The 26,891-nt window shown below is 56.4% G+C and carries 23 protein-coding genes, 1 tRNA gene and 1 pseudogene; 14 read left to right on the top strand and 11 right to left on the bottom strand.

All coding sequences use genetic code 11. The annotated features are described in order from the left end of the window. Positions 1-9: 9 nt before the first annotated feature. From gspG to G482_RS0105840, 3 genes are all read right to left on the bottom strand, one after another. Positions 10-444, bottom strand: a complete 435-nt coding sequence (gene gspG / locus G482_RS0105830) for a type II secretion system major pseudopilin GspG (protein WP_028449257.1) — start codon at positions 442-444, stop codon at positions 10-12. A 281-nt stretch (positions 445-725) separates the two neighbouring features. Beyond that, positions 726-2,768 (bottom strand): glycosyl hydrolase family 18 protein, encoded by a 2,043-nt coding sequence (locus G482_RS0105835; protein ID WP_156905358.1) that lies wholly within the window; start codon positions 2,766-2,768, stop codon positions 726-728. A 585-nt stretch (positions 2,769-3,353) separates the two neighbouring features. Beyond that, positions 3,354-3,947, bottom strand: a complete 594-nt coding sequence (locus G482_RS0105840; protein WP_028449259.1) for a superoxide dismutase — start codon at positions 3,945-3,947, stop codon at positions 3,354-3,356. A 198-nt stretch (positions 3,948-4,145) separates the two neighbouring features. Between G482_RS0105840 and G482_RS0105845 the strand changes: the two genes are divergently transcribed. Together G482_RS0105845 and G482_RS0105850 are read left to right on the top strand one after the other, a co-directional pair. Beyond that, positions 4,146-5,066, top strand: coding sequence for a CobD/CbiB family protein (locus G482_RS0105845; RefSeq protein WP_028449260.1), 921 nt, complete (start codon positions 4,146-4,148; stop codon positions 5,064-5,066). A 12-nt stretch (positions 5,067-5,078) separates the two neighbouring features. Next, positions 5,079-5,726: a fumarylacetoacetate hydrolase family protein gene (locus G482_RS0105850; protein ID WP_028449261.1), complete on the top strand. Its 648-nt coding sequence runs from the start codon at positions 5,079-5,081 to the stop codon at positions 5,724-5,726. A 45-nt stretch (positions 5,727-5,771) separates the two neighbouring features. Here the strand turns inward: G482_RS0105850 and G482_RS19485 are convergent. Together G482_RS19485 and tsaD are read right to left on the bottom strand one after the other, a co-directional pair. Next, a pseudogene (locus G482_RS19485) lies at positions 5,772-6,206 on the bottom strand (FxDxF family PEP-CTERM protein); the annotation flags it as partial. 220 nt (positions 6,207-6,426) lie between these two features. Further along, positions 6,427-7,452: a tRNA (adenosine(37)-N6)-threonylcarbamoyltransferase complex transferase subunit TsaD gene (gene tsaD / locus G482_RS0105860; RefSeq protein ID WP_028449262.1), complete on the bottom strand. Its 1,026-nt coding sequence runs from the start codon at positions 7,450-7,452 to the stop codon at positions 6,427-6,429. 175 nt (positions 7,453-7,627) lie between these two features. Here tsaD and rpsU point away from each other — a divergent pair, with 175 nt between their 5' ends. From rpsU to G482_RS0105890, 6 genes are all read left to right on the top strand, one after another. Next, positions 7,628-7,840, top strand: coding sequence for a 30S ribosomal protein S21 (rpsU, locus tag G482_RS0105865; protein WP_028449263.1), 213 nt, complete (start codon positions 7,628-7,630; stop codon positions 7,838-7,840). A 110-nt stretch (positions 7,841-7,950) separates the two neighbouring features. Then, positions 7,951-8,391: a GatB/YqeY domain-containing protein gene (locus G482_RS0105870; protein WP_028449264.1), complete on the top strand. Its 441-nt coding sequence runs from the start codon at positions 7,951-7,953 to the stop codon at positions 8,389-8,391. A gap of 54 nt (positions 8,392-8,445) precedes the next feature. Beyond that, a complete protein-coding gene (locus tag G482_RS0105875) occupies positions 8,446-8,829 on the top strand; it encodes a GNAT family N-acetyltransferase (protein WP_051258767.1) in 384 nt (127 codons plus the stop codon). Positions 8,830-8,833: 4 nt separating this feature from the next. Then, positions 8,834-10,789, top strand: coding sequence for a DNA primase (dnaG, locus tag G482_RS17485; protein ID WP_034619014.1), 1,956 nt, complete (start codon positions 8,834-8,836; stop codon positions 10,787-10,789). A 116-nt stretch (positions 10,790-10,905) separates the two neighbouring features. Continuing rightward, complete coding sequence (gene rpoD / locus G482_RS0105885) at positions 10,906-12,843, top strand: RNA polymerase sigma factor RpoD (RefSeq protein ID WP_028449266.1); 1,938 nt, start codon at positions 10,906-10,908, stop codon at positions 12,841-12,843. A 14-nt stretch (positions 12,844-12,857) separates the two neighbouring features. Then, positions 12,858-12,934, top strand: a tRNA-Ile gene (locus tag G482_RS0105890). A 223-nt stretch (positions 12,935-13,157) separates the two neighbouring features. On the opposite strand, the gene G482_RS0105895 is transcribed toward G482_RS0105890, so the two are convergent. The 3 genes from G482_RS0105895 to ppa form a co-directional block, all read right to left on the bottom strand. Beyond that, positions 13,158-13,676, bottom strand: coding sequence for a hypothetical protein (locus tag G482_RS0105895; RefSeq protein ID WP_028449267.1), 519 nt, complete (start codon positions 13,674-13,676; stop codon positions 13,158-13,160). Between the two features lie 212 nt (positions 13,677-13,888). Next, the gene (locus tag G482_RS0105900) at positions 13,889-15,091 is read right to left on the bottom strand and encodes an ammonium transporter (protein WP_028449268.1); all 1,203 of its coding nucleotides are present in this window, start codon (positions 15,089-15,091) and stop codon (positions 13,889-13,891) included. 334 nt (positions 15,092-15,425) lie between these two features. Next, positions 15,426-15,956 (bottom strand): inorganic diphosphatase, encoded by a 531-nt coding sequence (gene ppa / locus G482_RS0105905; RefSeq protein ID WP_028449269.1) that lies wholly within the window; start codon positions 15,954-15,956, stop codon positions 15,426-15,428. 177 nt (positions 15,957-16,133) lie between these two features. Between ppa and G482_RS0105910 the strand changes: the two genes are divergently transcribed. From G482_RS0105910 to G482_RS0105935, 6 genes are all read left to right on the top strand, one after another. Continuing rightward, on the top strand, positions 16,134-18,815 hold the full coding sequence (locus G482_RS0105910) for a bifunctional acetate--CoA ligase family protein/GNAT family N-acetyltransferase (protein WP_028449270.1): 2,682 nt from the start codon (positions 16,134-16,136) through the stop codon (positions 18,813-18,815). Between the two features lie 27 nt (positions 18,816-18,842). Further along, positions 18,843-19,247 carry a DUF4332 domain-containing protein gene (locus tag G482_RS0105915; RefSeq protein WP_028449271.1) on the top strand — a complete coding sequence of 135 codons (405 nt, stop codon included), beginning with the start codon at positions 18,843-18,845 and terminating at the stop codon, positions 19,245-19,247. A gap of 192 nt (positions 19,248-19,439) precedes the next feature. Then, positions 19,440-20,315 carry a mechanosensitive ion channel family protein gene (locus G482_RS0105920; protein WP_028449272.1) on the top strand — a complete coding sequence of 292 codons (876 nt, stop codon included), beginning with the start codon at positions 19,440-19,442 and terminating at the stop codon, positions 20,313-20,315. A 111-nt stretch (positions 20,316-20,426) separates the two neighbouring features. Then, entirely contained in the window at positions 20,427-21,146 is a 720-nt protein-coding gene (gene phnF / locus G482_RS0105925) for a phosphonate metabolism transcriptional regulator PhnF (RefSeq protein ID WP_028449273.1), read from the top strand. 188 nt (positions 21,147-21,334) lie between these two features. Beyond that, positions 21,335-22,507 carry an ABC transporter substrate-binding protein gene (locus tag G482_RS0105930; RefSeq protein ID WP_211227570.1) on the top strand — a complete coding sequence of 391 codons (1,173 nt, stop codon included), beginning with the start codon at positions 21,335-21,337 and terminating at the stop codon, positions 22,505-22,507. Further along, positions 22,504-23,748, top strand: a complete 1,245-nt coding sequence (locus G482_RS0105935; protein ID WP_028449275.1) for a GGDEF domain-containing protein — start codon at positions 22,504-22,506, stop codon at positions 23,746-23,748. The genes G482_RS0105930 and G482_RS0105935 overlap by 4 nt, the downstream gene beginning before the upstream one ends. Positions 23,749-23,807: 59 nt before the next feature. Here the strand turns inward: G482_RS0105935 and G482_RS0105940 are convergent, their stop codons facing one another. The 3 genes from G482_RS0105940 to phnX all read right to left on the bottom strand — a co-directional run bounded on the left by G482_RS0105940 (position 23,808) and on the right by phnX (position 26,882). Then, complete coding sequence (locus G482_RS0105940; protein WP_028449276.1) at positions 23,808-24,416, bottom strand: DNA-3-methyladenine glycosylase I; 609 nt, start codon at positions 24,414-24,416, stop codon at positions 23,808-23,810. 178 nt (positions 24,417-24,594) lie between these two features. After that, positions 24,595-26,040, bottom strand: coding sequence for an FAD-dependent oxidoreductase (locus G482_RS17490; RefSeq protein ID WP_084414482.1), 1,446 nt, complete (start codon positions 26,038-26,040; stop codon positions 24,595-24,597). Continuing rightward, positions 26,037-26,882, bottom strand: coding sequence for a phosphonoacetaldehyde hydrolase (phnX, locus tag G482_RS0105950; RefSeq protein WP_051258768.1), 846 nt, complete (start codon positions 26,880-26,882; stop codon positions 26,037-26,039). Before phnX ends, G482_RS17490 begins: the two co-directional genes overlap by 4 nt. Positions 26,883-26,891: the final 9 nt, after the last annotated feature.

The following is a 26,891-nucleotide window of genomic DNA, read 5'->3' on the forward strand; positions in this document are numbered from 1 at the left end:
GGCGCAGGCTTATTGCCAGTAGCTAACGTCGGCGTCTTCGCCGCTACCGCCGGCTTTGCCATCGAGGCCATAAGTCAGCAGATCATAGTCGTGGCCATTTTCGCCCGGCACTCGATAGATGTAGGGCTTATCCCATGGATCGTTCGGGACATCCTTCATCAGGTAGGGGCCGTTCCATTTGCTTTCGTCATTTGGCCGTTTGACCAATGCATCCAGCCCCTGCTCATTGCTGGGGTAGCGGCCAGTGTCTAGGCGGTAATGATCCAGCGCATCAGCAATGGATTTCATCTGGCTGGCTGCGGTTTTGGTTTTGGCTTTGCCCACCTCACCAAACAGCTTCGGCCCGACGTAGCCGGCCAGCAGGGCAATAATCAGCAGTACGACCAGCAGTTCCAGCAGGGTGAAGCCGGCTTGTGCTGAGCGTGAAATATCTTGCTTAGTCATGTTAACTCTCGTGTAGAAATCTTTTTGTCGAGACGTTAGTTTATTCCATCCTCTAGCTGACATGCTAACTGCCTTTTAACCGGTAAATCAAGGCTTTTTACTGCGTTGTGCGGGCTGCAAATCCAGTATTTTTGCGGGTTCTGTGATGTGCATCCTTTTTTGCTTGTGGCGGGGTTTTTCTTTCGATTGACGTTATTTTTTGGTCAATCTGGCTTAAATTTAAATGCGTTATGCATAAAAAAACCCCCTCCAAGGGAGGGGGTTGCAACAAGCGCTAAAAATTACTTGTTGATGTGAGTCATTGCATCAACCAGTTCGCCAGTGGCAGTGTCGCCATCGGCTTCCCAGCTGAAGATACCGCCCATGCCCATTGATTTCGCGTAATCAGCTTTCAGTTTGATATCGCGTGGGGTGTCATACGACCAGAAAGTTGAACCATCAAACTTGTAGGTTTGTTTGGTTACTGGGTGAATGTACTCAGTACCTGGTGCGTTCTTCAGTACTTTGTAGTCCTCGATCCCTTTCTCGTAAGTGCCGGCTGCGCCGCCAGTGGCAGCTTGATACAGACCGTTATTTACGTTGGTCACACCAGTCCAGCCGCGGCCGTAGAATGGTACGCCAATGTGCAGTTTCGCTGCTGGTACACCACGTGCGATCAGGTCTTTCACTGCTGCATCGGTGTAGTAGCTGGTGATCTTGCCAGTTTTCGGATCTTTGTAGCGTGGGCTAGCCGGATCTGCATACAGTGCTGACTGGAAGTCGGTTGGACCTTGAGCATCCCATGCGCCATTGAAGTCGTATGACATGATGTTGATCCAATCCAAGTACTTGCTGTATTCGCCTGGAACGGTAGCGGCAATTTTCTCATCGCCAGCACCGATCGCTACGGTCAGCAGGTAGCGCTTGTTGTTTTGCGCGCCGATTGCATCCAGTTGGGCGCGGAATTCTTTCATCAGCAGCGTGTAGTTTTCTTTGTCGCTGGCAGATACGGTGTTGGTGCCGATACCTTGTACGCCTGGGTATTCCCAATCGATATCGATACCATCAAATACACCAGCACCTACGCCTGGACCACCAGCGTTCGAGCCTGAATCAAATGGCAGGTTACCTTTGATCCACACGTCGATACACGAAGAAACCAGCGTTTTACGCAGTGCATCGGTTGAAGCGGCTGCAGAGAACCATTTCGACCAAGTCCAGCCACCCAGAGAAATCAGTACTTTCAGGTTCGGGTTTTTGGCTTTCAGTTTTTTCAGCTGGTTCCAGTTGCCTTTCAGTGGACCTGATACGCCGTTGCGTGGATCATCCCATGTTGGCCAGCCGTAAGCGTCAGCTACGCCATCCACTGATTCGTTCGCAGCAAAGCCTTTTTGGTACAGAGCCCAAGCATCGCCACCATCTTGGTTGCCGGTTTCAGCTTTGTTCACGTTAGCTTGACACTGGTAAGTGCCATCAGCTTGTTTGTAAACGTTACCGAATGAGTAGTTCAGGAAGGTCAGCTTGGCTGCTTGGCCGCTGTCTTGAACGTTTTTCAGGTAGAACTTACGACCGTAGATTGACCACTCGGCAAAGTAAGTACCGATTTGTTTCGCACCAGTGCTTGGTGGTACGGTTGGCGTAACGGTCGGTGCTGGTGTTGCGGTAACCACTGGGGTTGCGGTTGGCGCTGCAGTGACTACTGGCGTTGCCGTTGGGGTTGCCGTCACAACTGGTGTTGCAGTTGGCGTAGCAGTTGGTTTTGGTGTTGCGGTAACCACTGGTGTCGCGGTTGGCGCAGCAGTCACAACTGGTGTGGCCGTCGGAGCCGCAGTTACCACTGGGGTGGCTGTTGGTGCTGCAGTGGCAGTGCCGCCGCTGCAAGCGCCCAGATCTTTCCAAGGTTTGCCTGAGCCGGTGTTCAGATCTGGCTGATCACCGCTGGTCCACCATTGCGCTTGGTATGAACGACCGTTGTAGCTAACTTTCTGGCCGCCGGTGTAGGCGGTGCTGCTGCTCCATGCGGCATCAACACATGCGCCTGGGGCCGTGCTTGGTGCAGTAGTTGGCGCCAAGGTTGGTGCATTAGTTGGCGCAGCAGTCGGTACTGAAGTTGGTGCGGTGGTTGGCGCTGCAGTGGCGCTGCCGCTTACCAGTTCCCATGGGCCCCATTGCTCAGCGCCTGGTACGTTGTTTTGTGTCCACCATTTTGCTTTGTAATCTTTACCTTGGTAAGTAACGACTTCACCACCGGTGTAGATGGTGGTGCTGTTCCAAGCTGGGGCAGCAAATGCAGCCGATGATGCGAAGGCTACTACCGCAGAAATTGCAGTCAAACGGAAGTTCATTCTGATTCCTCTCATCCTGTAAATTGGAGTGTCCTGACTCCGGGGCGCAGCTTAGCAAAATGCAACTGACTCCCAGTATCACGACGGTCACAACCAGTGGAGGTAGTCGCTATGTCGACGTTTTGCGCACGATCGAGCGTCCGGCCGGTTGTTTAAGCTCAACAGAAAGTTTTTGTGATACCACTTTCTGGCAACTCGCATGCAGCTTCTGCTTGGGTAAAGGGCTGTTGTGCGTGGTGCTGTAGTGGTAATTTTTCACACTACATCGGGGCTGTCAACACCGCTTAACCGCGACAAATGGCGTAAAACCTAGGTATGAATTAGTTTGTAAGTTTGGGTTTGGCTTTGAAAAAGATAAGGTAAAACCACTACGCATGACGAGCGGATAAATTTGTCACCGGTGCCTGCGATATAACCAGTTGTGATGTGTGTTGATACCAGTTTGTTTACAAGGGTTTGGTCTGTAAGTGGTATCTTTTTGAGGTAAGCAAAAAACACAAAGGCAGCCACCGGGGCTGCCTTCGATTTTTCCGTCTTTGCGACGAAACTGGCTGCTGTGAGCAAGGTCACAGCTTGGTGCGGTATTTACGCCGCAAAGCGCTCAGCAACCACAGCCCAGTTCACCAGCTTCCAAAAGCCTTCCAGATAGTTTGGACGGCTATTGCGATAGTCGATGTAGTAGGCGTGTTCCCAAACGTCACAGGTCAGCAACGCAGTGTCCGCGGTGGTCAGTGGGGTGCCAGCGGCGCCAGTGTTAACGATATCAACGCTGCCATCGGCTTTTTTCACCAGCCAGGTCCAGCCTGAGCCGAAGTTGCCAGCGGCTGAAGCGTTGAAGGCTGTCTTGAATTCGTCAAACGAACCCCATTTGGCGTTGATGGCATCGGCCAGGGCGCCTACAGGTGCGCGCTCTTCGCCATTTGGGTTTGGTGCAAAGCCCAGCCAGAAGAAAGTGTGGTTCCAGGTTTGCGCGGCGTTGTTGTACAGGCCACCCGCTGGAGCGGTTTTAACGATCTCTTCTAGCGATTTGCTTTCGTTCTCGGTGCCTTTGATCAGGTTGTTCAGGTTGGTGATGTAAGTCTGATGATGTTTGCCATAGTGGTAAGACAGGGTTTCGGCCGACATGTAAGGGGCGAGGGCGTCTTGGGCGTATGGCAGTTCTGGCAGTTTGTGTTCCATGAGTGGATTCTCCGGTTGGGTGGTCATCTAGGCTGATATGGCGTTGTCGCAGTGTATTTCAAGTACTTGCATTGTATTTGGTGGCCATGGGGCACTATGGTATCGTGAAAGACGGTGTGTCGCATGGTGTGATGCAGGAAAAACCCAGTGCCAGCTTGCCTTGCCGGCTGGATCTGCGTGCTAGACCCGTGGTGATTTATGAGTATTCTGTCTTTGATTCTGGCGCTGGCGCTGGAGCAGTTGCGCCCGATCAGTAACCGTAATCCGATCTATCTATTATTTGTTCGCCTGGCCAACCAGATGGCGCGGGGGATGAATGCTGGCGAATATCGCAATGGGGTATATGCCTGGCTGCTAGCTGTGGCGCCATTGCTGGCCGGTGCGGTAGGGGGGTATTGGCTGCTGGCGCAGATTAATGTCTTTGCCGCCATGTGCTGGAATGTGGCCGTACTGTATTTGCTGATGGGGTTTCGCCAGTTTAGTTATGCCTTTACCGGGATCTCCAAAGCGCTGCAGCGCGATGATTTGCCGGCGGCCCGCGATTTGTTGGGTGGTTGGACCGGTCAATCGACCTCGGAGCTCAGTGAGCCTGAAGTAGCGCGCCTCACTATTGAGCAAGGCGTGATCGATTCGCATCGTTACGTCTTTGGCACAATTTTCTGGTTTGTTTTGCTGGCAGGGGTGGCTGGCCCGGCAGGGGCCGTGTTGTATCGCGCGGCGAGTTTGTTGCAAGAGCGCTGGGGCGGGCATGGCGATGTGTTTGGCCGGTTTGCCGATACGGCCATGGAATGGATCGACTTTATCCCGGTGCGCTTGGCGGCGATCAGCTTTGCGATTGTGGGCAATTTTGAAGATGCGGTGTACTGCTGGCGTGAGCAGGCGGCGCAGTGGATGGATCAGGAATACGGCATTTTGCTGGCCTCCGCAGCCGGAGCGCTGGGCGTTAAGCTGGGCGAGGCGCTGCATCAAGATCACACTGTGAAATTCAGGCCGGAGCTTGGTGTGGGCGAAGTGGCTACGACGGATGATCTGGTGAGTGCGGTGGCTCTGGTGTGGCGCGCGGCGATCTTGTGGCTGGCGGTGATTTTGTTGTTCTCCATTGCCCAGTGGCTGTCTTAGGCGAGGTGAGTGATGGCGGAAATCCAGATCGGCACGCAAACCCTGAGCGTTAATAATATCTTTTGCGTGGCCCGCAATTACCATGCGCACGCCAAAGAGATGGGCTCGCAGATTGCGGCCGAACCCATGGTATTTATCAAGCCCAATTCAGCGGTGTTGCAGCCCGGGCAGCCGATTGTGTTGCCGAGCTGGTCGGCGGATGTACATCATGAGCTGGAATTGGTGGTGGCGATTGGGCAGGGCGGCCAAAATATCTCGCCTGCGCAAGCGTTGGACCACGTTGCAGCTTATGCCTTGGGGCTGGATCTGACCGCGCGGGATGTGCAGGCCGCGGCCAAAAAAGCTGGCAACCCTTGGACTTTGGCCAAAGGCTTTGATGGCGCGGCGGTAATAACTGATTTTGTACCGTCGGCGGGCATTGAGCCGCAGCAGCAAAGCTTCAGTTTGCAGATTAATGGCGAGGTGCGGCAGCTGGCACACACGCGAGACATGGCTTTTTCGGTGGCTGAGTTAATCAGCTGGCTCTCGCGCTACTTCACCTTGCAGCCTGGTGATTTAATTTACACCGGCACCCCCGAAGGCGTGGGGCCACTACGGGCGGGTGATGAATTATTGCTGGCTTGGGACGGTGTGTTGCAATCCACTTGGAAAGTGCAATAAAAAAGCCCCTTGCGGGGCTTTTTTATTGCGGTAATTGCCGGTGTATTATTTAGCTTTGCGGCGACGTGCTGCCAGCAGGCCTGCCAGACCTAGGCTCATCAGGGCATAGGTTTCTGGCTCTGGTACTGGGGCTACGTTAGCGCTGGCGAACAGGTCGTAATTGCCGCCGTTAGATCCTGTGCCGAAACCTGTTACATGGAAAAAGTATTCACCTGCACCCAGATTGAAGGTGTGTGATTGACCATCAAGCGCAAAACTTGCAAAAGTGGTGTTGGTTGCTTTGCCGATTACACTTACCAAGCCGTTTTGGATGTTAGTGATGGCTTTGCCTTTTGTCGTGAAGGACTGGTTGTTGTTACCTTGACCTGTGGTATTGCCAAAACCAGTCAGCTTGAAGTCGTAGTTATGCTTGAATTCGACGCCTTTGGCGACGGCGACTGCTTCAACATTAACCAGCTCTACAACGGCTGCAGATGCTGAGAAACTGATTGCTAACAATGTTGATGCCAGAATTGATTTTACGAACATGTGTAAGTTATCTCTGTAGTGGAAGTAGTAAATTTATGTGTGTTTTCAATCGGTCAGAAATCAATCACATATGATGCTGGCAAATTTTACGTAGCGCTGACCGTCTTATCAAACAGGGTTTACTAATACTGACTGCCGTTCGTCGGTTTTGATGTAAAGAATGTATTGACGTTCACTGTTTGATTGAAATCGCCTTGAGGCTGGCCAAATCCCAGCGAGGTTGTACGCTGTAAGCGCCGGCGGTTTGTTGATGCTGTAGGCGCTGAGCGCCAGCGTAGGCGATCATCGCGCCGTTGTCGGTGCAGAGCGCCAAGGGCGGGTAATACACGGTGTATTTGCGGCGGGCGGCAGCTTCATCTAGCGCGGCGCGCAGTTGCCGATTGGCGCCCACGCCGCCTGCGATGACCAACCGTTGCAGGCCGGTTTGTTTGAGCGCGGCCAGTGATTTCTTGACTAGCACTTCAACAATGGCGGCCTGAAAAGCGGCGCAAATGTCGGCCTGGGTTTGGTTGTCTAGCTCGCTTTGCGCATTCACTAGATTTAATACGGCGGTTTTAAGTCCCGAAAAGCTCATATCCAGATTGCCGGAGTGCAGCATGGGGCGTGGCAGGGTAAAGCGGTTCACATCCCCTTGCTCGGCCAGTTTGGAGAGCGCTGGGCCACCGGGGTAGCCCAAGCCCAATAATTTGGCCGATTTATCAAACGCCTCGCCAGCGGCGTCATCCACCGTCTCGCCTAATAATTCATAGCGCCCAACGCCGTGTACTGCCATCAGCTGGGTGTGGCCACCCGATACCAGGAGCGCTACAAATGGGAAAGCTGGCGCGGGGTCGGCAAGGCACGGGGATAATAAATGCCCTTCGAGGTGATGAACGGCAATAGTGGGTTTGTCGAGCGCGAAGGCTAGCGCGTTAGCGACCGAGGCTCCCACCAAGAGCGCGCCAGAAAGGCCGGGGCCGGCGGTGTAGGCGATGGCGTCGATGTGCTCTAGGCTGCGGCCAGCCTCGGCCAGACAGGCAGTGGTGAGTGGTAGAACACGGCGAATATGATCGCGCGACGCGAGTTCGGGTACCACGCCGCCGTATTCGCTGTGCATCGCCATTTGCGTATGGAGCTGATGGGCGAGCAAACCCGCTTCGGTGTCGTACAGGGCTACCCCGGTTTCGTCGCAGGAAGACTCGATTCCTAATACCAGCATGCTGTGCGCTCTTTGGCTTAAACAAGATAAGTTGCTATGGTAGCGGGCATGGGCGCAACAATAAAGTCTGTTGCTGCGAAACGGTTTTGACAGTGGAGTGGTTTTCAGGGATAATGCACCCCTTTACTAGATTTCCGGCCAGCTTCTGGCTTTTATTTACCACAGGATTCGATTAATGCCTTCAGTTCGCGTTAAAGAAAACGAACCGTTCGAAGTAGCGATGCGCCGCTTCAAGCGTGCTGTTGAAAAAACCGGTCTGCTCACCGAACTTCGTGCTCGCGAGTTCTACGAGAAGCCAACTGCTGAGCGCAAACGCAAGCTCGCTGCTGCTGTTAAACGTCAGCACAAGCGTCTGCGCAGCCAGCAACTGCCAGCTAAACTCTACTAAGAGTTTCGACTGCCAGTCCGAAAAAGGTCGCCCTGCGCGACCTTTTTTATTTTCTATTCGCGCAGTAGTATGCGCTTTTCCCCGTTGCTGCCGTTGATCTGGAGTTTGCCATGAGCCTGAAAGAACAAATCACTGCCGATATGAAAACCGCCATGAAGGAAAAGCAGGCTGACCGTCTGGCCACCATTCGGCTGTTGATGGCTGCCATGAAACAGCGTGAGGTGGATGAGCGTATTGAGCTGAGCGATGCCGACATCACGGCCATCATCGAAAAAATGCTCAAGCAGCGCAAAGACAGTATCAGCCAGTTTGAGGCGGCGGGGCGGCAAGATCTGGCGGATAAAGAAAAGGCCGAAATGCTGGTGCTGGCCGACTATATGCCGCAGCCATTCAGTGCCGAAGAAATCGCTGCTGCGATCGACGCAGCCGTGGCCGAGCATGGGGCAACCCCTGCAAGCATGGGCAAAATCATGGCCACACTCAAGCCGCAACTGGCTGGGCGCGCCGATATGGCTGAAGTGAGTAAGCTGATTAAAGCGCGTCTGGCTTAAGTTGTGACTGTCCGATTGGCTGGGCAGGCAGATTTGCCTGCATATTTGCGCCTTATGCGCGAATTGAATCCGGAAGACCCTGTTTTGGATCCGGTGGCTGTCGAATCGACGTGGGCACAAATGCGTTCAGGCTCTTTCGTGTGGATTAAAGAGCTGGATGGAGTGCTGGTGGCCACGTGCACACTGCTTGTTGTGCCTAATTTAAGTCGAAATGCGCGGCCGTATGGACTGATCGAGAATGTGGTGACTTTGGCTCCCTTTCGTGGGCAGGGTTATGGTCGCGCAGTGTTACAAGCCGCGTTGACTGAGGCTTGGCAGCGTTCTTGCTACAAGGTGATGCTGTCGACGAGTGCGCGTACCGCTGGTGTGGTGGATTTTTATCGGTGCTGCGGTTTTCAGGATGGTGTCAAAATTGGCTTTGTTGCGACTCCAGATTAGCTAAATGGCGCGTATTCCAGAGGATTTTATTCAGGATTTGCTCAACCGCGTTGATATTGTCGACGTGGTGGAGCGCTATTTGCCGCTGAAAAAAGCCGGCCAGAATTACATGGCATGCTGTCCGTTTCACAAAGAGAAATCCCCTTCGTTTACAGTGAGCCCCACCAAGCAGTTTTATCACTGCTTTGGCTGCGGTGCACATGGCTCGGCGCTGAGCTTTGTGATGGAACATCAGGCGCTGAGCTTTCCGGATGCGGTGCGGCAGTTGGCCGAATCGGTGGGTATGACGGTGCCAAGTGAAGACAAGCCGCCCAGCCCGGCGCAGCAAAAAGCGCCGGGGATTTTTGATGTCTTAAAAACCGCCTTCGATTTTTACCGCGCCCAGCTCAAAACCTCGCCAGCGGCGATTGAATATTTCAAAAAACGTGGCGTGGCCGGTAAAACCGCGGCGAGATTTGGTTTGGGTTTTGCGCCAGGCGGGGAAGATTGGCAGCCTTTAAAAGCGGCATTTCCGGATTACGACTGGAATGCTTTGCTGGCTGAGGCCGGCTTGGTGATCGACAAAGAAGAAACCAAGCGTCGCTATGATCGCTTCCGTGATCGGGTGATGTTTCCGATTATGAATCAGCGTAGCCAAATCATTGGTTTTGGCGGCCGGATTATGGGGCAGGGCGAGCCTAAATACCTGAATTCGCCCGAAACGCCGGTATTTGAAAAGGGTCGTGAGCTGTATGGCTTGCCGCAAGCGCGGGCGGCGATCCGCGATCGCGGGCGGGTGCTGGTGTGCGAAGGCTATATGGATGTGGTGATGCTGCATCAGCATGGTGTCGAATACGCGGTGGCCTCGCTCGGTACCGCCTGCACGCCAGAGCATATTCGCAAATTGCTCAAGCTGGCGGATGAAGTGGTGTTTGGCTTTGATGGCGATAAAGCAGGCCGTCGCGCCGCATGGCGGGCGCTGGAAAACAGCTTGCCCGAAGTGCGCGATGGCAAAGAGCTACGGTTTTTGTTTTTGCCGGCCGAGCATGATCCGGATTCGTATGTGCAGGAATTTGGTCAGGCACGCTTTGAGCAGTTGATCACCCAAGAGGCGCTGCCACTCTCGCAGTATTTGCTTAAAGAGTTGTCGGCGCAGGTGGAGCTCACGATGGAAGAGGGGCGAGCCAAGTTGTTGCGCTTGGCGCAGCCCTATCTTGAACAGCTGAATCTCGCCCCGATCTTGAAATTAATGCTGAGCAAGCGCTTGGCCGAGCTGTGCCAGCTCACCATGGACGAGATGAGCCAGGTTTTATCTGGGGTATCTTCGTCTAGGCAAGCTAATGAAATGCCTGTGGCGCAATACTCGGATGGTGTATATGCCGAGGCTGCATCCGGCTACGCGCCGGCGGCGCCATTCGAGCGCAATCGCGGATGGCGCAGTGCGCGAGCGGGTCGGGATGGGCGTGACAGTGGTTGGACGCCGCGCAGTGGCAAAGGGCAGTGGCGCAATGGCCGTTTTGGCGATCGCGAGCAACGCCCGCCCACTCTGCCGCCACGACCCAAGCAAGATCCTTTGTTGCGGGTGTTGCAACTTGCGGTGCAGCGCCCGGAGCTGGTGGCGGGGAGTGAAGCGCTGGAGCTGGCGTGGGGCCTGGAAGGGCAGGTGGGGCTGGTGCGTGAAGTGCTGCAATATATTCGCAATCAGGCTGACATAAGCTCGACGGCTTTGCTGGAGCATTGGCGCGGCGCGCCAATTTATCCGCGATTGCAACAAGTGCAGCGCGACTCGCAGGGCATGTTTGATAAATTTGCCCACGATGAGCTGCAGGCAGAATTTTGTGACAGTTTGCACAATGCCGCCCAAACCCAGCGACGGGGTTCTACACTGGATCGAAAGGCCGAGCTGGAATACCGCGATGCACACGGTGGGTTAACCGACGCCGAACGTGCCGAGTATCTGGCGTTATTGTTGAAAAAATAAGCCCTTAGCCCCATTAAAACACAGTGGCTTGGGGATAGTAACCATGGTGGCAGGGGCGACAGCCCCCCCAAACTCTGGTATAATTTTCGGTTTTGCTAGACACATCAAGTAGAGTCATGGCAGCAGATAAAAAACACGACAAAGAAAATCCTGAATTGAGCGGCAAGGAAGCGGTTGAGAAACTCGACCCTGAAGCGCGCAAAGCGAAATTCAAATCCCTGATCGTTCTCGGCAAGGAGCGCGGCTACCTGACGTACGCCGAGATCAACGATCACTTGCCAGAAGACATGCTGGATGCCGAACAGATCGAAGGCATCATCAGCATGATCTCCAACATGGGCATTCAGGTCTACGATGAGGCGCCAGATGCCGAAGACCTGCTGATGTCGGATGCGCCTGCTGCAGTGGCTGATGAAGATGCCGCCGAAGAAGCAGAGGCCGCGCTGTCATCGGTAGATGCCGAATTTGGCCGTACCACCGACCCTGTGCGGATGTATATGCGCGAAATGGGTACCGTGGAACTCTTGACCCGTGAAGGCGAAATTGAAATCGCCAAGCGGATCGAAGACGGCCTGCGCCACATGATTACCGCTATTTCCGCCTGCCCAACCACGATTGGCCAGATTATTGATCTGGTTGATCAAGGTTTGAGCGATGAGATCCGCATCGATGATGTGATTGATGGTTTTATCGACCCGAACGCGGTGGAAGAAGAAGAGCAAGAGCCTGATCTGCCCGATCCAGATGCCATCGAAGAAGGCGATGAAGAAGACGAGGAAGAAGACGACGATGGCGACAGCGCTGCTGCTGCATCAAGCGCCAACCTTGAGCTTCTGAAAGAGCAGGCGCGTGAGCGTTTCCTGCTGATTCGTGATCTGTATGACAAAATGCTGCAAGCGCTGGCCAGCGGTGGTACAGCCAATCCGGCCTACCAGCAACACCAGCAAGCCATTGCGGATGAATTCCAGACCATTCGTTTCTCGGCGCGCCAAGTTGAGTCACTGTGCGATGTGATGCGCTCGATGGTGGATGACATCCGGACGCACGAACGCCAGATCATGGATCTGTGTACGCGTCGGGTTGGTATGCCGCGTGATCATTTCATTAAAGTATTCCCGGGTCGGGAAACAGATATGGAATGGGTGAACGAAGAAGTTTCGGCCGAGCATTCATACTCGGGCGTGATGTTCCGTTACAAGCACGCGATCATGGAAAAGCAGCAAAAGCTCAATGAGCTGCAAGAGCAATCAAAAATCAGCATTAAAGAGCTGAAAGAGATTTCTCGGCAGATGAGCACCGGCGAAGCCAAGGCCCGCCGTGCTAAGCGTGAAATGATTGAAGCCAACTTGCGTCTGGTGATTTCGATTGCCAAGAAATACACCAACCGCGGTCTGCAATTCCTTGATTTGATTCAGGAAGGCAATATCGGCTTGATGAAAGCGGTGGATAAATTCGAATATCGCCGTGGCTACAAGTTCTCAACTTATGCCACCTGGTGGATTCGTCAGGCGATTACCCGTTCGATTGCCGATCAGGCGCGCACGATCCGGATTCCGGTGCACATGATCGAAACGATCAACAAGATGAACCGCATTCAGCGGCAAATCTTGCAGGAAACCGGCCTGGAAGCCACGCCGGAAGAATTGGCGATCCGCATGGAAATGCCGGAAGACAAGATTCGCAAAATCTTGAAAATCGCCAAAGAGCCGATTTCGATGGAAACCCCAATCGGTGATGACGATGACTCGCACTTGGGCGACTTCATCGAAGACCAGAACAATATGGCGCCGGCTGATGCCGCTGTCTATGCCGGTCTGCGTGAAGCTACCCGCGAAGTGCTCGATACCCTGACACCACGCGAAGCCAAAGTGCTGCGCATGCGTTTTGGTATCGATATGAGCACTGATCACACGCTGGAAGAAGTGGGCAAACAGTTTGACGTGACCCGTGAGCGGATTCGTCAGATTGAAGCCAAGGCGCTGCGTAAGTTGCGCCATCCAACTCGTTCAGAAAGATTGAAGAGTTTTATTGAAAACGCCGCCAGCGACCAGTAAAATGCTCACCTTTCGGGCCTTTAGCTCAGTCGGTTAGAGCAGAGGACTCATAATCCTTTGGTCGCGGGTTCGAGCCCCGCAGGGCCTACCAAAGAAATCAAGGGCTTAGCTTCGGCTAAGCCCTTTTTTTGGCCTCTCTCAGGCAACTCCCAATTCTGTAAGCGGATACAAGTGTCTAACTTGCTGAAGATCTATTAGGGGGTGGTGGTTTTGGGCTGCGTAAGTATGTTTCTCATCGCATGAGAATTTGCGAAGCTGCAGAAGATGACCTCCAAAAATATGGCGCCCTTGGCGCCATTATTTTTGGAGGTCATTTAGATGGAAGGACAACTACCGGGCTGAATTTGCACTTGGGTCATGCCATTGCTTTGCGTAATGCTGAAATGGTTATCACCATTAAAATTAATCGTCGGGCTTAGCTCAGTTGGAATCTGGGCTTTATTGCCTGCATTAATGCGTAGCCAGGTATCTGGCACTTGATAGCGATTTGCTGCCACAGCCTTAATATAAACCGGTAAACGGATCGCTGGATCGCTGCTGCTATTGCTGTTGAGCCCCGTGAGCGCCATGCTTTCGCGTTGGCCATTGGGCGAGTGGTATTGGCTGAAATAATCTACCGGCGAAATAGTGTTAAGTTGGCAAACATACACGCGCAGCTCAAGCAGATCATTCTCTTTGACTTCTTTTGTGGTCCCATTGATTAGTAATTGCCAGCTATTTTTGGGCGAAGGGCTGGGGCTCGGGATTGGGCCAATACTGATACCGCCACCACCGCAGGCACTGAGGGGGGCGATGGCAAGGGCGGTCAGTGCCAGCGAGTTGAGTTTGAACATCGTGTTTTTCCAGAGCTGGGGCGTTAGCCCCTAGGTTTTATGTCATCAGCGTAGGGGCGGATTCTAGAGTGATTGCTTGGGCGTTTCGTAGCAAAATTAACTCTAAAAGCGCCAAGCAATACGCTTGACGATGCTCTGGAAGGCAGGGGCGATGGCCCTGTGGCAAGGTCTAGCCAAGGGCCATCGATATTGATGGATTTAAACGGCTGGTGTTACCAATTGGTCTCACGCTCCGGGCTGGCGGAGATTTGGTGGATGCTCAGATCGGCGCCGTTGAATTCTTCTTCATCGCTGAGGCGAATGCCGACGGTTTTCTTGAGTAGCCCATACACGATCCAGCCGCCGGCAAAGGCAATGGCCACCCCCAGAGCGGTGCCGATGAGTTGCGATAGGATACTCACCCCACCCATACCGCCCAGTGCCTCGCTACCAAAGATACCGGCGGCAATACCCCCCCAGGCGCCACACAGGCCGTGCAGTGGCCAGACGCCCAGCACATCATCGATTTTCCATTTGTTTTGCGTCACGGTGAACAGGTACACAAACATGCCACCTGCGATGCCACCGACTACCAGTGCGCCCAGTGGGTGCATGATGTCCGAGCCGGCACATACGGCCACCAGGCCGGCGAGCGGGCCATTGTGGATGAAGCCGGGGTCGTTTTTGCCCATGAACGTGGCCACCAGCGTGCCGCCCACCATGGCCATCAGCGAGTTCATGGCCACGAGGCCCGAGATGCCTTCGATTTTTTGCGCGCTCATCACGTTAAAACCAAACCAGCCAACGATCAGAATCCAGGCGCCCAGCGCCAGAAAGGGGATGCTTGACGGTGGGTGGGCAGCGATGCGGCCTTCTTTGCTGTAACGGCCGCGGCGTGCACCAAGATGTAGCACGGCGGCAAGGGCAATCCAGCCGCCAACCGCGTGCACGACTACCGAGCCGGCAAAATCATGGAAAGTGGCGCCAAAGCTGGCTTTCAGCCAATCTTGCAGCCCGTAGTTGTTATTCCAGATCATGCCTTCAAAGAAGGGATACACCAGCCCCACCAGCAAAAATGTGGCGGCAGTTTGCGGGTGAAATTTGGCCCGCTCGGCAATCCCGCCCGAAATAATGGCGGGAATCGCGGCCGCGAAGGTAACAAGGAAGAAAAACTTCACCAGCCCATAGCCACTAGCAGCGGTGAGGGTTTGCACCGGCCCGAGCAAGCTCACGCCATAGGCCACGCTGTAGCCAATGAAATAGTAGGCGAGGGTGGAAACGGCAAAATCGGTCAGGATTTTAACCAGGGCGTTCACCTGATTCTTTTTGCGTACCGTACCCAGCTCCAGAAAAGCAAAGCCGGCATGCATGGCCAGAATCATGATGGCGCCCAGAAGGATAAACAGTACGTCCGTACTGGTGCGAAATGCGTCCATGTGTGCTCTCTCAAATCGTCATTTTTATGGCGCGTTTGCTAGCAAAGTTTGTGCCAATGCGCTGGCATGGTGCAAAGCCAGATTTGCTGCGGCCTTGTGGTGCGCACGGCATGCCGAATGTGCGTATTTATGGTGCGTGGCACGTATTGCGCACAAAAATAGTGCGCTTGTGTATGAAGGGAGTGGCGATGAAGTGGGAGTAAAATTTAGACTGTATGGGTATATAGATAAATGCATTTCAGGGGAATGCTTCTGCGTCTATACCTTAGTGGGGTATGTTGCATCTGGGCGTAAAAAAACCCGCCGCAGCGGGTTTGGGCTAGCTGGTGAGCACTTAGGCTTTTTGTGCGCGCTCGTAGCTGGTCATGATTTCGGCTTCGGCCGCGGCTTTATCGCCCCAACCGGTAACTTTCACCCACTTACCTTTTTCCAGGTCTTTGTAGTGTTCGAAGTAGTGTTTTACCTGGGCCAGCAGCAATTCTGGAATGTCTTCCAGTTTTTCGATGTGGGCAAACATCGCGCACACTTTCGGTACTGGTACGGCAATGACTTTGGCGTCCATGCCTGATTCGTCTTCCATGCCCAGCACGCCCACCGCGCGGCATTTGATCACCATGCCTGGGGCCAATGGGAATGGGGTGTACACCAGTACATCGACTGGATCACCATCCAGCGACAGGGTGTGTGGCACGAAACCGTAGTTCATCGGGTAAGACATCGAAGTACCCACAAAGCGGTCAACGATGATGGCGCCCGATTCTTTGTCGAATTCGTATTTTACCGGTGGCGCATTGGCTGGGATTTCGATAATAACGTTGAAATCTTCCGGCAGATTTTTGCCAGCGGCAATTTTGCTGATGTCCATTGTTTCAATCCTGCAGTGTGTAAGTAGGAAAACCGCGCAATTATATCTTGCCACCTGCCAAAGCGGTGAGCCGGTGGTGGGCTGTCATGGAAATTTCCTTATTTTGCACTGCAAAATTAGAGCTTGTTGCCAAGCGCATATACAATAAAGCAAGTAATTCTGACGGATGCCCCCACCATGAAAGCCCACTACCTCGCCGCCTTGTTTGATCCGCGTTCCATCGCCGTGGTGGGCGGCTCGGAAACCCCGGGCTCGGTGGGGGAAAAAGTGATGCGCAATCTGTGTGAATCTGGCTACACCGGCAAGGTGTATCCGGTGAATCTGCGCCATCAGACGGTCTTTGGCCTGCCCACGGTCAAAACACTGGCCAAGCTTAGCGAAAAAGTCGATCTGGCTATTCTCACTACACCCAGTAAAACGCTGGTGGAGCTGATTGAAGCCTGTGGCAAGCAAGGCATCCGCTTTGTGATGATTATGTCCTGGGATTTTGTCGGTACCGATGCCAAGGGTAAAGTGGTGTTGGATAAGCTCTTGGCGCGAGCGCGCCAGTATGGCATCCGTATTCTGGGCCCCACCGCATTTGGCTTTGTGCGCGCTCCCAGCAAGCTATTGGCCTGTAATTATCAGGGCAAAGTAAAAAACGGCAGCATGGCGCTGGTGTCGCAGTCGTCGGCGGTGACTTCAGCGATTCTGGATTGGGCCGAATCGCATGAACTGGGTTTTTCGTCGGTGGTGTCGCTGGGCGCGGCGGCAGACATTGATGTGGGCGATGTGCTCGATTATCTGGTGGCCGATCCTAAAACCAAATCCATTCTGCTGTATATCGAAGACCTGAAAGATGCGCAGCTTTTTATGTCGGCGCTACGGGCCGCTTCCCGCTCGAAAGCCGTGCTGGCGCTGAAAGTGGGGCGCTATGAAAACCACACCCTCACCACCGGTAGCACGCATTCCGAACGCCTGATCGGCAGCGATGATGTTTTTAACGTCGCGCTCAAGCGCGCGGGGGTATTGCGGCTGCGCTCGATTAATCAGCTGTTTACCGCTGCGCGGGTGCTGGATGGCTCGTATAAAACCAAGGGTCGCCGGCTGGCCATCATTACCAACGGCATTGGCGCCGGCATGATGGCGGTGGATCGGGCGCATGAATTGCATGTGCAATTACCGCGCCTGAGCGAGGCCACCATCGCCGAGCTGGATCAGCTCTTACCACCGCAGGCACAGCATTTTAATCCGGTGGATATTCTGGGCGATGCGGGGCCAGAGCGCTTTAAAGCCGCGACGGAAATCGTCTTGCGCGATCCGAATGTCGATGGCGTGCTGGTGGTATTTACCCCGCAGGCGGGCACCAATGATATGGCCACGGCCGAGGCAATGATTGCGCTGCGCAAGACCACCGATAAGCCGATTTTGCTGTCGTGGATCGGCGGCAAAAAAGTGGAAGGCAGCCGCAAGCTGCTGGCCAAAGCGCAGTGCGCCCATTTCAGCGCGCCGGAAAGCGCGGTGGAAGTGTTTTATTCGCTGGCCTCCTGGCAGTACAACCAGCAGCTCTTGCTGCAAACGCCGGCACCCATGAATGATATGGCGCCACCCGATTTTGAAACCGCACGCATGATTGTCGATTCGGTGCTGGCCAGCGGCCGCACCGTGATGGACGAGGTGGAATCCAAAGCGCTGCTGCGCTCGTTCCATATCCCGGTTACGCTCACAGTGCGGGCCAAATCGGCCGATGATGCGGTCACCGCGGCGATGGGGCTGGGCTTGCCGGTGGCGCTGAAAATCGATGCCGAGGGCATCATCCACAAAACCGATATTGATGGTGTGGTGCTGAATGTGGGCAGCCTGGTGCAGGTGGCCTCAGAGGCGAACAAAATGCTGGCCAAGGCGCATGATCGCCTCGGCAGCGATAAGGTCCGCGGCCTGGTGATTCAGCCCATGCATGGCAAAAAATCCGGCCGCGAGCTGATGGTGGGCGTAGCCCGAGATCGCGCGTTTGGGCCGGTGATTACCTTTGGTTTTGGTGGGGTAACGGTCGAGGTATTTAACGATGTGGCGGTGTCTTTGCCGCCGCTGAATGAATATTTGGCCGAAAACCTGATTCAGCGCACGCGGGTGAAAAAAATGCTCGGCGCCTTCCGTGGGCAAGCGCCGGTGAATCTGGATGCAGTGAAGCATGTGTTGCTGCGCGTATCGGAAATGGTGTGCGAGCTACCACAAATCCAGCAGATGGATATCAACCCGCTGGTGGCCGATGAGCATGGCGTGATCGCGGTGGATGCCAAGATTATCCTGGGCCCTGTGCCGGAGCAGGTACGCCGCTACAGCCATATGGCCATTCACCCTTATCCGGCGCATCTGGCCAGCATTACCCAGCTGAAAAACGGCATGCCCATGTGCTTGCGCCCGATCCGGCCGGAAGACGCGGCCCTAATCGCCGAATTTGTGCGCAATTTATCCGATGAAAGCCGCTACAACCGCTTTATGAATACGCTGAAAACCTTGCCGCAAGCCCTGCTGGCCCGGTTTACCCAGCTCGATTACACTCGCGAGATGGCGATTGTGGCCACGGTGGAAGCGCATGCAGGCGAAATGATCATTGGCGTGGCGCGCTTTACCGCCAACCCCGATCGCGATAGTTGCGAATTTGCGGTGGTAATTAGTGATGATTGGCAAGGCAAGGGCTTGGGGGTACGCTTGATGGACGCGCTGTTTAACGCAGCGCGCGATATGAATCTGAAGGTCATCGAGGGCGAAGTGCTCACCAGCAATAAAACCATGCTGGCCTTCATGAAACATTTGGGCTTTAGCATCCAAACACACCCGGATGATGATGGCCTCAAATGGGTGGTTAAACAGCTCTGATCAATCTTTGAGAAACAGGAAATCGGCATGACTGCAATTATCGACATCGAAGGCATCGGCGAGAGCTACGCCGCCAAATTACAAGCCGCGGGCGTTAGCACCGTGGAGGCGCTGCTGGAGCAAGGCCGCACCCCGAAAGGGCGCGATACGCTGGCAGAAACCACCGGCATCAGTGGCAAACTGATTCTGAAATGGGTGAACCACGCTGATCTCTTTCGCATCAAAGGCGTAGCCGGCCAATTTGCCGAGCTGCTGGAAGCTGCGGGTGTGGATACCGTGGCAGAGCTGGCTCGCCGCAATGCCGCTAATCTCGCCGATGCGCTGGCGGCGACCAATGCCGAGAAAAAACTGGCCGGAAGCACCCCGAGCCTGGCGCAAGTCGAAAAATGGATTGCCGAGGCCAAAGAGTTGCCTCGCGGTGTTGAGTATTAATTAGCCCTTCGCAGGCGGTAGTCCCAGGCGGCGCAAGCCGCCTTTTTTGTTCGAGCCGCGGCGCACGTCCGTGGTGATCGTCGCCGAAGCGGCTACTGCCGCTGGCTGATCCCGGCCAAACCGAGTTAATGTCTGACCCCGCCGTGCGGCCTTGTTGGGCGCCACGGCGGCATGTTTTTTTAGGAGTAGCAAATGGCCACGATTGATTGGCGCACGATTCTTACCCCACCCACATTAGACAAAGCCACGATCGCCTCTCTGGTTGTTACCGCCGTGTTTATTGTGGTGCTGTTGGTGGTGCGCTTTTTGGCCAAGCAGGCGGTGATGCGCCGCACCGATCTTAGCCCGGAAAACAAGCGCCGCTGGCTGGTGACGCTGCGCAATCTGTGGCTGGTGATCTGGCTGATTGGGCTGTTTATTATCTGGGGCTCTGAGCTGCAAACGCTGGCCGTTTCGATGGTGGCGATTGCCGCGGCAATTGTGCTGGCTACCAAAGAAATGATTATGTGTCTGATGGGCTCGATTTATCGCACCAGCACGCATACCTTTAGCGTCGGCGACCGGATCGAATTTAACGGCCGGCGCGGGCAGGTGATTGATACCAATCTGCTGTCGTTTACCCTGAATGAATCCAGCCACGCCACCAATCAGCAAGGTACGGTGGGGCGGCAGATTACTTTTCCCAATAGCCTGCTGCTGGGCAACCCGGTGTTTAATGAAACGCGGCAAGGCCTGTTTGTTTTGCAAACCGTGCACGTCGAGATTGAGCGTGGCGCCGATTGGGCCAAGGCCGAACAGGCGCTGCTGGCCGCGGGCGAGGCCATGCTGGCCGAATATCGGGATGAATTAGAGCAACACCTGGCCACACTGGCCAGCGAACAAGCGGTGAATCTACCCCCTAGCGAGCCACGGGTGCGGCTGGATCTGGATGAGGCCGACACCATCGCTTTGCAATTACAGCTCTTGGTGCCCTTGGGCCAGCGCGCCAAAATCGAGCAACAGATCTTGCGGCAGTTTTTGCGCGCCACACAGTCGGCGGGGTATGAGCCAGTAGGCCTTACGCAATAATCGCTGGGGCAATATACCGCAATGGGTATGATCACAAAGCTTGTTATCTGACTGCAATCTGTCCGTCATATAATAGCGGATATTCATTCACGCGCATCTGCAGGAGTTCGCATGGCTGTGCAACGGGGGGGCGAGCGCGCCATCTGGCGGCAAATCGCCGCGACTTTGGCTAATGAAATTGCCGCCAAAACTTTGCAAGGCCAATTGCCGGTCGAGGCCGCGCTGGCCAGCCGTTTTGCGGTGAACCGGCATACGGTACGCCGCGCGCTACAAGCGCTGGAAAGTCAGGGCCTGGTGCGCATCGAGCAGGGGCGTGGCACTTTTGTGCAGGAAGACCTGATCGCCTATCGCATGGGCCGGCGCGAACGCTTTTCGCATAGCTTGGCCTCGCAGCGCCTGCAAGGCAGTAGCGAAGTGGTCGGCCACAGCGAAATCAGCGCCAATGATGAGCTGGCGCGCATTTTCGAGCTGCCGGTGGGTAGCCCCTTGCTGCAGATTGATTTGCTCGACAAGGTTGAGCAGCAGGTGCTGGGGGTGTGTACCGAGTATGTGCCGCTGCCGCGTTGCGCTGGGGTGCTGGCCGCGCTGCAGGAAACCGGCTCGATGGTGGCCGCACTGACGGCCGTAGGGATCGAAGGCGTTAATCGTCGCCAGTCACGCGTTACCGCTCGCATGCCCAAGCCGCAAGTGGCGGCGCAGCTGGCGCAGCCCAAATCGCAGCCGGTGTTGTATGTCGAAAGCGTGTACCAAGATGCCGCTGGTCAGGTGGTGGAATACGGCATTACCCGGTTTGCCGGCAATGCCATTGAGCTAACTATTACCCCCGACTAATACCCTACCGTGTATTGCTCTCAAGGCTAGTAAATATAAGCCTTGTGGCGATATACCCATAATGAGCAAGCCCGCCATTCCTTCGCTATGCTGAAGTGAGCCGGTTGGGCGGCTGCAGTGTATCCCTGACTGCGGTTCAGCCGGCAGGCGCGTATGATGCGCGCCTCATTTCGGCGGAGCCCGCGGTCTTGCTGCGATTTTTCTTCCTCTTTGGCTATAGCGGCAAGCTCGCCGCGGTGGGCCGCGCTGCGCTGCAGCGGGTCATGCTGGCGCTATGCCTGCTGATCGGCTCGGGCGTGGCCGTGGCAGGTGCGCAGCCGCAGGTATTTTTTATCAACCCCGGGCATGCCGATGAAGCCTTCTGGCGCACCTCCAGCGCCGCCATGCAGGCCGCTGCGCGCCAGCTGGGCTTTGATTTGCAGGTGAGCTATGCCGGGCGCGACCCTTTGCGCGCGCTCGAAATCGCCCGGCTCTTGGCCGCACGCCCGCGCGATACCCAGCCCGACTTTATCTTGCTGAGCAATGATTTTGGAATCGCCCCCGATTTGCTGGGGCTGCTTGCTGGCACGCGCAGCCGGTTTTTCCTCGTGTATAGCGCGCCGGATCGGCCCGAAGAAATCGCCCGCGTGGGGCGCGCCCGTGAGCGTATCTCACATTGGCTGGGGTCCTTGGTACCCGATGCCGAAATGGCCGGCTATCAAACTGCAAGTCGCTTGATACAGCTGGGGCGTACCAGCGGGCTGCGCGCGAGCAATGGCAAATTAAAGCTAATGGCCATTGCCGGCGATCGCGCCACCACCAGCTCCATTTTGCGCACCCGCGGGATGCAGCGGGCGATTGCCGCCCATCCCGATGCCCAGCTGGTGCAGCTAGTGTATGGCAAATGGTCGCGCGCCAAGGCTCGCGAGCAAAGCCAGTGGCTGTTTGAGCGCCACCCCGAGGCGCGGCTGATCTGGGCGGGCAGCGATCAGATGGCTTTTGGCGCGATGGATAGCCTGCGCGCCCGCGAAGGTGTACCGGGGCAGGATGCGCTGTTTACCGCCATTAATACCTCGCCGGCGGCCTTGGCCGCGGTGCAATCAGGCGAGCTATCGGCCTTGGCCGGTGGGCATTTTATGGCTGGCGCCTGGAGCCTAGTGGTGCTCTATGATTACCTACATGGGCGCGATTTTGCCCACGACGAGGGCCTGACGCTGCAACAGCCGATGTTTGCGCTGCTGACGCCTGCGCGGGCAGCACGGCTAATGCGGCAATTTGGTCAGGATGATTTTTCGAGTATCGATTTTCGTCGCTACAGCAAGGTGCTCAATCCCAAGGTGCGCCACTATGAATTCACTTTGCCCAGCTGGTTAGGCTCATGAAACCCACCCTGCATTTTCAACCGCTGGCCCACCAGCTGTTACGCCAGATTATGTGGCTGGCTCTGGCTACCGTCTTGCTGATGGGCGGCGTACGGGCCTGGCTGGTGTATCAGCAAAGCCAGACCGAGCAGCGCAATATGCTGCGCACAGTGGCTGAGGTGTATGTGCCGCAGCTGGCGGTGAGCGTGTGGGATATTGAGCCGGCCAATCTGCGCAGCTTGCTCCTGAGCATGGTGCAGTACAACCGGCATATCGCGTATGTGGAATTACAGCTGCGTACCGGGCGGGTGTTTCGCGCCGGCGATCAGGCGCATACCCACGGCAGCCCGCCGCTGGTGTTTGCGCTGTATGCCCCTGATGCGGCGCAGTATCCGATTGGCGAACTGCGGGTGTATGCCGACCGAGAGGCGTATCAGCATCAGCTCTGGCAAAGCGTGGGGCTGGCTATTGGCGGCTATCTGCTGCTGACCATCACCATCTGTGGCTGGGTTTTGCTGGTGCTGCGCCGGCATTTGCAACAGCCCTTGCAAGAGATCGCCAGCTTTGCCGCCAATCTTAATGCCGAAGCCTTGCTCACCCCGCTAAAACTCACCCCGCGCCCGCAGGCGGCGCCCACCGAGATCGATTTGGTGGCCAGCAGCATCGATATGCTGCAAAACGAGCTGGCCCAGCACATCAACATGCTGGATCAGCGGGTGGCCGAGCGGACCAGTCAGCTGGAAATGGCGCTGCAGTCGATTCAGTTATTGTCGATGACCGACCAGCTCACCGGCTGCTACAACCGGCATTATCTGAATGAACAGCTGGATCATATCTTTGCCAGCGCGGCGCAGCAGCCGGTGGCGCTGGTGTTTACCGATATTGATCATTTCAAGCGGGTGAACGACACCTACGGTCATAAAACCGGCGACGATGTCTTGCAAGCGGTGGGGCAGACTTTGCGCGGTGGCCTTCGCGGTGAGCAGGATTGGGTGGCACGCTATGGCGGGGAAGAGTTTTTGCTGGTGCTGCCGCAAACAGCGCTGGCCCGCGCCGGTACGGTGGCCGAGCGACTACGCCAAAGTATTGCCGGCCTGGCTTTTAGCCACCGGCTGGGCGAATTTAGCGTGAGCAGCAGCTTTGGCGTGGTGGAGCAGCGGCCGGGCGAGAGCCTCAATAGCCTGCTCGAGCGCGCCGACCAGCTGCTGTATCGCGCCAAGCAGCGTGGCCGCAATCGGGTTGAACTGCAGGATACCCCGTAAGGTATAGCCGTTTAGATTATGATTTTACTGGCTTGTAGGGTAATACCCTTGGTGGCCGCTCAAGCGCGGCGTCGGGCCAGCGCCTCCGCCCGGGCAGCGGCGGCCAGTGGCCGAGTCACGCAGCCGGCCGCGTGATCGTTGACTAAGCCCATGGCCTGCATGAACGCATACATGGTGGTGGGGCCGACAAAGCGCCAGCCGCGTTTTTTCAGGGCTTTGGATAGCGCCAGCGATTCAGCTGACTGGGCAATCACCTGCGGGCCAGGGTCGCTGGCTGGGGCGTAGCGCCAGAAAAAATCCGCCAGCGAGCCGGCTTCGGCCACCAGCTCCAAAGCGCGCTGGGCATTATTGATAGTGGCGGTGATTTTGCCGCGATGGCGCACAATGCCCGCATCGGCCAATAGGCGGGCGACATCGGCCTCGCTAAACTCGGCCACCACGCGAAAATCAAACTGGGCAAACGCAGCGCGAAAATTCTCGCGCTTTTGCAAAATCGTGCGCCAGCTTAAGCCCGACTGAAAACCTTCGAGGCAGATTTTCTCAAACAGGCGCTGATCGTCTTCTACCGGAAAGCCCCATTCTTGATCGTGATAAGCCAGATATTGTGCGGTGGCGCTGCACCAAGGGCAGCGCGCCTGGCCATCTGCGGGCAGATATAAATTTGTCATAAGGCACCGGTGGGCAATAGAGAGCCTCAGTGTGCCGCGCCGGCGGCACTTTGCCAAGCAATCCAACGGGCGGGGGGCGTCGCGTGGGAAAGGCAAGGCGCTGGGCTGATTTGGCCCGGGGGGTATTGATGTATACCCCAGACCAAATCTCACCTTCTGGCTATACGGCGGGGGGTATTTAGCCCTTATCCGCTTTGCCGGCCGCTTGCGCGAGCTTGGCTAGCTGGCAATCCAGCCACCACGGCGCCTCTTCGCGGTCTTCCATCGCTTCTTTGCGGCGGATGGCGTTGCGCACCAGCTGGCTGCCCACCCAGCGAAACGGCTCGGGTGGAAAATAGCCGCGCGGGCCGTGCGTTAGGCCGCTGCGCGTCCAGGCGTTATCCAGTCCCAGCACCAAGCTACTGAGAATCTGCCCGCCCAGATAGCTTGGCCCCACGCCATTGCCCGAATAGCCAAAGCCGTAAAAGACGTTATCCGTACCGCTGAGCCGGCCAAAAAATGGAAAACCGGTCACCGAGCGATCGGAAGCGCCATTCCAGCTGGCGGCAATCGGCACGCTGGCCAGCGCCGGGAAAAACCGCCGTAGGGACTGTTGCAGCTGTGGCAGATAGCGGCTGGGTTGATCAAACTCGGCCAGCATGCGTCCGCCAAAGGCAAAGGTGTTGCCGCCTTTACCCAGCATCAGCCGGCCATCGGGCGTGCTGCGCCAGTAGTGCACGAAAATGCGCGAATCGCACACCGCCGCGCCATGTTGCAAACCCAGCTCCGCCAGCGTGGCCGGCACCGGCTCGGTGATCAGCATATCGGACGACACCACGGCAATCGTGCCGGCAAACTCGCGAAATTGCCGCCCCATCCAAGCATTGGTGGCCAGCACCACCTGCCGCGCTTGTAGCTGGCCGGTGGGGGTGCTGAGCTGAGCCGGCTGGCCGCGCGGGCTATCCAGCGCGGTCATCGGGCTGTGCTCATAAATCGTCACCCCCAGCTCACGGGCCACGCGCGCGAGCCCCAATACCAAGAGGCCCGGGTGCACGCTGCCCGCCGCCGGGCTATACACGCCTTCGAGCATGGCGGTGGAGCCCGCCAGCGCTTGCACTTGCTCGATCGGCAACGTGCGCCAGCTGCTTGCTTCCTTGGCCGCCAGCGCGGCCATTACCCCTTGCATGCTGCCGCGCTGGCTGAGATTGGTGGCGGTATACAGTGCCCCATCGACTCGCACTTCGGCGTCAATGGCGTAGCGGCGGCAAAAATCGCGGATGGCGTACACCGCGTCTTCCGACGCGCGCACCAGCCGCAGTGCTTCGCTTTCGACAAACAGCCGCCGCAAGGTCAGGTATTTGGCCGACCAGGTTAAGAGGCAGCCGCCATTGCGCCCGGAGGCACCAGCGCCGATCCGGTCTTGCTCGATCAATGCCACCCGCAGCTGCGGCTGCGCTTGCTTGAGCATGATGGCGGTCCACAAGCCGGTGTAGCCGCCCCCCACGATGGCCACATCGCAGCTTTGCTCCCCTTGCAGCACTTGTGGTGGTGGCGGTGCTGCCCGGCGGTAGGCATCGGCAAACCACCACGGGCGAAACGCGCTGGGTGCATCACTGGGCTGTGTGCGGAGGTCGGCGGCGTTCATGCTGGGCTCTCGCCGCGGGCCAGGCGCTGATTGATCGCCGCAATCACCGCCGGCAATTCGGCCACGGTATCAATCACATAATGCGCGCCGGCTTGGGCGAGTTTTTCGGCCGCGCGCTGGCGGCGTTGTTGTTGCTCGCTGGCGCTTAAGGCCAGCCATTCGCTTTGGCTTAAGCCCACTTCATTGCCCGATACCGCCAGACCCACGGTCCACATCCCGGCATTCAGCCCTTCGGCGATGCCCACGGCGGTGTCGTCGACTTTCACGCAGGCGGCAACATGCTTGATGCCCAGCTCAATCACATTGGCCAGCGCCATCCATGGCCCCGGGCGCGCGCCGGCGGCCAGATCATCGGCGGCAATCACGCAATCGGGTGCAATGCCCAGCTCCGCGGCCAGCGGTAGCAGCGCATTCATCACGGCGCGCGGATAACCGGTGCAGCTGCCGATTTTCAGCCCTTGCGCCCGCAGCGTGGCGAGGGTCTCGAGCGCACCCGCAATCGGTTGCGAATACGCCCCGACGCGGGCGATCTGGAGAGGCATAAAAATCTCGTAGATCTGATCGACATCAGCGTCGGTCATCGGCGCACCAAATTTGGCCTGCCAGCGGCGGGCAACGTCGGGGAGCTGGCCCAAGGTCTGAATATGATCCCATTTGGCCATGCCCATCGGCACCCGGGCTTCGGCCAGCGACACTGGCAGGCCGATCTCGGCGAAGGCATCGACCAGCACTTGGGTGGGGGCAAACGAGCCGAAATCGACAATGGTGCCGGCCCAGTCAAAAATCACGGCTTCCAGCGGGCCGCAGTAGCGACGTTGATAGGTGTAAGTGTGTGCAGTCATGATGGGTCC

The organism is Chitinibacter tainanensis DSM 15459, from assembly GCF_000429785.1.
GTDB lineage: Bacteria > Pseudomonadota > Gammaproteobacteria > Burkholderiales > Chitinibacteraceae > Chitinibacter > Chitinibacter tainanensis.

Excerpts from the sequence above, each read along its gene's own strand:
- rpoD (WP_028449266.1), top strand. The coding sequence starts at position 10,906 with ATGGCAGCAGATAAAAAACACGACAAAGAAAATCCTGAATTGAGCGGC.
- G482_RS0105850 (WP_028449261.1), top strand. The coding sequence starts at position 5,079 with ATGGCGGAAATCCAGATCGGCACGCAAACCCTGAGCGTTAATAATATC.
- G482_RS0105920 (WP_028449272.1), top strand. The coding sequence starts at position 19,440 with ATGGCCACGATTGATTGGCGCACGATTCTTACCCCACCCACATTAGAC.
- gspG (WP_028449257.1), bottom strand. The coding sequence starts at position 444 with ATGACTAAGCAAGATATTTCACGCTCAGCACAAGCCGGCTTCACCCTG.
- G482_RS0105875 (WP_051258767.1), top strand. The coding sequence starts at position 8,446 with ATGCGCGAATTGAATCCGGAAGACCCTGTTTTGGATCCGGTGGCTGTC.
- G482_RS0105845 (WP_028449260.1), top strand. The coding sequence starts at position 4,146 with ATGAGTATTCTGTCTTTGATTCTGGCGCTGGCGCTGGAGCAGTTGCGC.
- G482_RS0105910 (WP_028449270.1), top strand. The coding sequence starts at position 16,134 with ATGAAAGCCCACTACCTCGCCGCCTTGTTTGATCCGCGTTCCATCGCC.
- G482_RS0105840 (WP_028449259.1), bottom strand. The coding sequence starts at position 3,947 with ATGGAACACAAACTGCCAGAACTGCCATACGCCCAAGACGCCCTCGCC.
- G482_RS17490 (WP_084414482.1), bottom strand. The coding sequence starts at position 26,040 with ATGAACGCCGCCGACCTCCGCACACAGCCCAGTGATGCACCCAGCGCG.
- ppa (WP_028449269.1), bottom strand. The coding sequence starts at position 15,956 with ATGGACATCAGCAAAATTGCCGCTGGCAAAAATCTGCCGGAAGATTTC.
- phnF (WP_028449273.1), top strand. The coding sequence starts at position 20,427 with ATGGCTGTGCAACGGGGGGGCGAGCGCGCCATCTGGCGGCAAATCGCC.
- tsaD (WP_028449262.1), bottom strand. The coding sequence starts at position 7,452 with ATGCTGGTATTAGGAATCGAGTCTTCCTGCGACGAAACCGGGGTAGCC.
- dnaG (WP_034619014.1), top strand. The coding sequence starts at position 8,834 with ATGGCGCGTATTCCAGAGGATTTTATTCAGGATTTGCTCAACCGCGTT.
- G482_RS0105835 (WP_156905358.1), bottom strand. The coding sequence starts at position 2,768 with ATGAACTTCCGTTTGACTGCAATTTCTGCGGTAGTAGCCTTCGCATCA.
- G482_RS0105915 (WP_028449271.1), top strand. The coding sequence starts at position 18,843 with ATGACTGCAATTATCGACATCGAAGGCATCGGCGAGAGCTACGCCGCC.
- G482_RS0105940 (WP_028449276.1), bottom strand. The coding sequence starts at position 24,416 with ATGACAAATTTATATCTGCCCGCAGATGGCCAGGCGCGCTGCCCTTGG.
- rpsU (WP_028449263.1), top strand. The coding sequence starts at position 7,628 with ATGCCTTCAGTTCGCGTTAAAGAAAACGAACCGTTCGAAGTAGCGATG.
- G482_RS0105895 (WP_028449267.1), bottom strand. The coding sequence starts at position 13,676 with ATGTTCAAACTCAACTCGCTGGCACTGACCGCCCTTGCCATCGCCCCC.
- G482_RS0105935 (WP_028449275.1), top strand. The coding sequence starts at position 22,504 with ATGAAACCCACCCTGCATTTTCAACCGCTGGCCCACCAGCTGTTACGC.
- phnX (WP_051258768.1), bottom strand. The coding sequence starts at position 26,882 with ATGACTGCACACACTTACACCTATCAACGTCGCTACTGCGGCCCGCTG.
- G482_RS0105900 (WP_028449268.1), bottom strand. The coding sequence starts at position 15,091 with ATGGACGCATTTCGCACCAGTACGGACGTACTGTTTATCCTTCTGGGC.
- G482_RS0105870 (WP_028449264.1), top strand. The coding sequence starts at position 7,951 with ATGAGCCTGAAAGAACAAATCACTGCCGATATGAAAACCGCCATGAAG.